The organism is Steroidobacter sp. (assembly GCF_016790065.1).
Taxonomy (GTDB): Bacteria; Pseudomonadota; Gammaproteobacteria; order Steroidobacterales; family Steroidobacteraceae; genus Steroidobacter.
Map to the genome: position 1 here is coordinate 1 of NZ_JAEUPY010000235.1, position 4579 is coordinate 4579.

Here is a 4579-nt window from a genome sequence, read left to right on the forward strand (position 1 = left end):
GGGAGGATTCGACATGGGCTTGCTAGATCAACTCGGCAGCGCTGTGGGTGGCGCGCTTGGACAAGGGCAAGGGACTGGCCAGGGCGGTTTGGTGGCGATCTTGTTGCCACAGGTCATTGCCATGCTGAGCAAGCCTGGCGCGCTCGGCAATCTCACCAGCGCGTTCCAGAACGCCGGGCTGGGCAATGTGTTGCAGTCGTGGCTCGGTTCGGGTCAGAACCTGCCGATCTCGGCGGATCAGGTCAAACAGGTGCTCGGCTCGGGCACGATCGCAGATCTGGCGAAAAAGGCGGGCGTGGGCGAGGGCGATGCGTCCAGCGCGTTGGCTGGCTTGCTGCCGCAGGTCATCGACAAGTTGAGCCCGGGCGGCAAGGTGCCGGAAGGCGACAGCTTGGGCGGCGCGCTGGCGTCGCTGGGCAAGCTGTTCGGCTAAACAACGTTGCAGTTGCTGCTGGCCCGGAGTGCTGCTCCGGGCCGGCGAGAATTATTTCCAGGTGCCGGCTGCTTGCTGAGCAGCGGCATTCACGGGCCGCGCAACCAACCCGGTTTGGGCAATCGAAACTTCATAGCGCGCACCGTCGGACATGGGCATGTAGGCAGCATTGCCATAGATGGCGTCGACGAACGGCAGACGATCCGGTTTATCTAGCGTCAGCTGCCACAAATCCAACCCAGGATTCTCGGCCAGCGCATACACGGTGCGCTCAGCCGTGCGCTCCTGCTCGATGTTTCGATAACGGCCGCCGACGCGCTCCAACCGATACTGCGCATCCAGGCCGAATAAATTCACCCAGCCTTTCCATTTCAGCACGCGAGCGTCGAGCTGCCACTCGTCGCCCGACAAAACAAACATTTGAATCTCGCCGTTGGGCACTTGGGTCAGCGTGGCGTTGAAGGTTTGCGGGCCGCGCTGTTCGAACACGATCTCGGCAACTGGACGCTCGTGAGTCAACCGAGCGTACGTATGCATGTTCAACGACACCACAAACAGCAGCGCTGCGACGGCCAGTAACAACGAGCCCATCAGCGCGCTGCCACTGGCGGCGAGAAAGCGAGCTCGGAACAGCCGCTGACACGCGAGCATCAGCAGCAGCAAGCCGAAGATCGCAATGATCAGAATGACTGCGTCCGAGATCACGCGTTAACCATCCTTGTCGGCCAGCTGGCAAAGCACTGGCATTAGCGCTCGCTCAACCGCCCAGCTTCTTGTAGCGAATACGATGCGGCGTATCCGCATCGTCGCCCTTGCGACGCTTGAAGTCTTCGACGTACTCGGCGTAGTTGCCTTCGAACCAGGTCACTTCGGAATTGCCTTCGAAGGCCAGGATGTGAGTGGCGATACGGTCCAGGAACCAGCGATCGTGCGAGATCACGATGGCGCAGCCGGGGAAGCCGAGCAGCGCTTCTTCCAGTGCGCGCAAGGTTTCCACGTCCAAGTCATTGGTGGGTTCGTCGAGCATCAGCACGTTGCCGCCGCTCTTCAACACTTTCGCCAAGTGCACGCGATTGCGCTCACCACCCGACAGCTCGCCGATCAGCTGCTGTTGCTGAGTGCCGCGGAAATTGAAGCGGCCCACATAGCTGCGCGACGATGTTTCATAGTTGCCGACCCTGATGATCTCCAGACCGCCGGAGAGCTCCTGCCACACGGTGTTGCTGTCGGTGAGCGACTGGCGGGATTGATCCACGTAAGCCAGCTGCACTGAAGAACCAATTCGGATCTCGCCCGAATCCGGTTTCTCCTGGCCGGTAATCATGCGGAACATGGTGGTCTTACCGGCGCCGTTCGGGCCGATCACACCGACGATGCCGCCGGCCGGCAGATTGAAGCTCAGGTTGTCGAACAGCAGCCGGTCGCCGAAGCTCTTTTTCAAGTTGTTGGCTTCGATCACCAACTCACCCAGGCGCGGGCCGGGTGGAATGTAGATTTCGTTGGTTTCGTTGCGCTTCTGGAATTCCTGCGAGGACAGCTCTTCGAAGCGTTGCATGCGGGCCTTGCTCTTGGCCTGGCGTGCTTTCGGATTGGCGCGCACCCATTCCAATTCGCGCTCGAGGGTTTTGCGCAGGCCTTCTTGCTGCTTCTCTTCGACCGCCAGGCGTTTTTCTTTCTGGTCGAGCCAGGAAGAGTAGTTGCCTTGCCAGGGAATGCCGTGGCCGCGGTCCAATTCCAGGATCCAGCCGGCGACGTTGTCCAGGAAGTAACGATCGTGGGTCACCGCGATCACGGTGCCCGGATAGTTTTCCAGGAAACGCTCCAACCATGCGACCGACTCGGCGTCCAAATGGTTGGTGGGCTCGTCCAGCAGCAGCATGTCCGGCTTGGACAGCAGCAAGCGGCACAGCGCGACGCGACGGCGCTCACCGCCGGAAATCTTGGTCACATCGGCGTCCCACGGCGGCAAGCGCAAAGCATCGGCGGCCACTTCCAGGGTGCGCTCCAGCTCCCAACCGCCTTTGGCGTCGATGGCGTCCTGCAGCTTGGCTTGCTCATCCAGCAGCTTGGTCATTTCGTCCGGATCCAGGTCCGGATCGGCGAATTTGTCGCTGACGGCATTGAAGCGGTCGATCAGCGACTGCACGTCGCCGACGCCTTCGAGCACGTTGCCGCGCACGTCCTTGTTCGGATCCAGGCCCGGCTCCTGTTTCAGGAAGCCGATCTTGGTGCCGGGCTGCGGCCGCGCTTCGCCGTCGATCTCCTTGTCCTCGCCCGCCATGATGCGCAGGAGCGTGGATTTACCCGAGCCGTTCAAGCCGAGCACGCCGATCTTGGCACCGGGGAAAAATGACAGGGAAATGTCCCGCAGGATGATGCGCTTGGGCGGCACCACCTTGGAGACGCGATTCATGGTGTAAATGAACTGGGCCATAAATTCTCGGGGCCTGGGGTCGGGGGCACGCGGGGCGCGCGCAAAGGAGCCCGATCATACAGGCTACCCAGCTGGCGCTCCATCATGCAGCATTGGACCCGATGACCCTCTATCTAGTACTGCTGTTACCGTTCGTCGGCGCCCTGGGCGCGGCGCTTCTGCGTGCCAACGCGCGAAATGTCGAAGCATGGCTCGCCGCCGCCATCGCCATTTCTTGCGCAACTCTGCTAGCGAGGTACTACCCCGACATGGTGGCGGGCCGCGTGGTGAGCGTGGCCTTCGAGTGGTTGCCCCAATATGGGCTGACGTTCGGGCTGCGCCTCGATGGCTTCGCCTGGATGTTCGCCATGATGGTGACGGTGATCGGCGCGCTGGTGGTGGTCTACGCGCGCTATTACATGTCGCCGGCCGATCCGGTGCCGCGCTTTTTCTCGTTCTTGCTGGCGTTCATGGGCTCGATGCTGGGCGTGGTGCTGTCGGGCAACTTGATCCAGCTGGTGATGTTCTGGGAGCTGACCAGCTTCACCTCGTTCGTGCTGATCGCGTACTGGTACCACCGTGCAGATGCGCGAGCTGGCGCACGAATGGCGCTTACCGTGACCGCAGCGGGCGGCATGTGTTTGCTCGCTGCTGTGCTGATGCTGGGCTACATCGCCGGCAGCTATGACTTGGATCAAGTGATTGCGGCCACGCCGGCCATCCAGGCGCATGAGCTGTATCCGTGGATTCTGGTGCTGGTGTTGCTCGGTGCCTTCACCAAGAGTGCGCAGTTCCCGTTCCACTTCTGGCTGCCGCGAGCCATGTCGGCACCGACGCCGGTGTCGTCGTATTTGCATTCGGCCACCATGGTCAAAGCTGGCGTGTTCTTGCTGGCGCGACTGTGGCCGGTGCTGTCGGGCACCGATCTGTGGTTCGCCATCGTCTGTAGCGCCGGCTTGGCGTCACTGCTGGTCGGCGCCTACGCCGCGACTTTCCAGCGCGACATGAAGGGCGTCCTCGCCTATTCGACCATCAGCCATCTTGGGCTGATCACGCTGCTGCTCGGCATGAACAGCACGCTCGCGCTGGTGGCGGCGGTGTTCCACATGCTCAACCACGCGACCTTCAAGGCGTCGTTGTTCATGGCGGCGGGCGTCGTCGATCACGAAACCGGCACGCGCGATCTGCAGCGCCTCGGCGGTCTGTATCAAGCCATGCCGATCACTGCGACCTTGGCACTGGTGGCGGCGGCGGCCATGGCCGGTGTGCCGCTGTTGAACGGCTTCTTGTCCAAAGAAATGTTTTTCGCCGAAACCATTTTCGCCGGCGAGGCTTTGTGGTTGCGCATCTTGTTGCCGGCGACCGCCACGGTGGCCGGTATGTTCAGCGTGGCGTACTCGGCGCGTTTCATTCGTCAGGTGTTCTTCGGTGTCGCGCCGGGCGAGTTGCCACGCGAACCGCACGAGCCATCGCGATGGATGTTGTTGCCCAGTGCGATGTTGGTGCTGGCGTGTTTGCTGGTTGGCAGTCTGCCTGGCCTCACCATCGGTCCGGTGCTCGATCTGGCGACTCGTTCCATTCTCGGCGATGCGCGCATGCCGCCGTACAGCCTCGCGGTGTGGCACGGTTTGAACATGCCGTTGATCATGAGCACGCTGGCCTTCGTGGGTGGCCTGGTGATTCATGCTTGGATGACGCGCCTGGGTCATCCTGAGGGCGTGCTGACGCCGATG

Annotated in this window: 4 protein-coding genes; 2 read left to right on the forward strand and 2 right to left on the reverse strand. The window is 61.9% G+C overall.

Annotated elements, in window-relative coordinates:
• The coding region (locus JNL55_RS10060; protein ID WP_293852600.1) for a YidB family protein at positions 1 to 433 on the forward strand (433 nt) is incomplete at its 5' end.
• Positions 434 to 484: 51 nt separating this feature from the next.
• Here JNL55_RS10060 and JNL55_RS10065 read toward each other — a convergent pair.
• Positions 485 to 1138, reverse strand: coding sequence for a hypothetical protein (locus JNL55_RS10065; RefSeq protein ID WP_293852602.1), 654 nt, complete (start codon positions 1136 to 1138; stop codon positions 485 to 487).
• A 52-nt stretch (positions 1139 to 1190) separates the two neighbouring features.
• A complete protein-coding gene (gene ettA, locus JNL55_RS10070) occupies positions 1191 to 2867 on the reverse strand; it encodes an energy-dependent translational throttle protein EttA (protein ID WP_293852604.1) in 1677 nt (558 codons plus the stop codon).
• Positions 2868 to 2968: 101 nt separating this feature from the next.
• On the opposite strand from ettA, the gene JNL55_RS10075 reads away from it, so the two are divergent.
• The coding region (locus JNL55_RS10075) for a proton-conducting transporter membrane subunit (RefSeq protein ID WP_293852606.1) at positions 2969 to 4579 on the forward strand (1611 nt) is incomplete at its 3' end.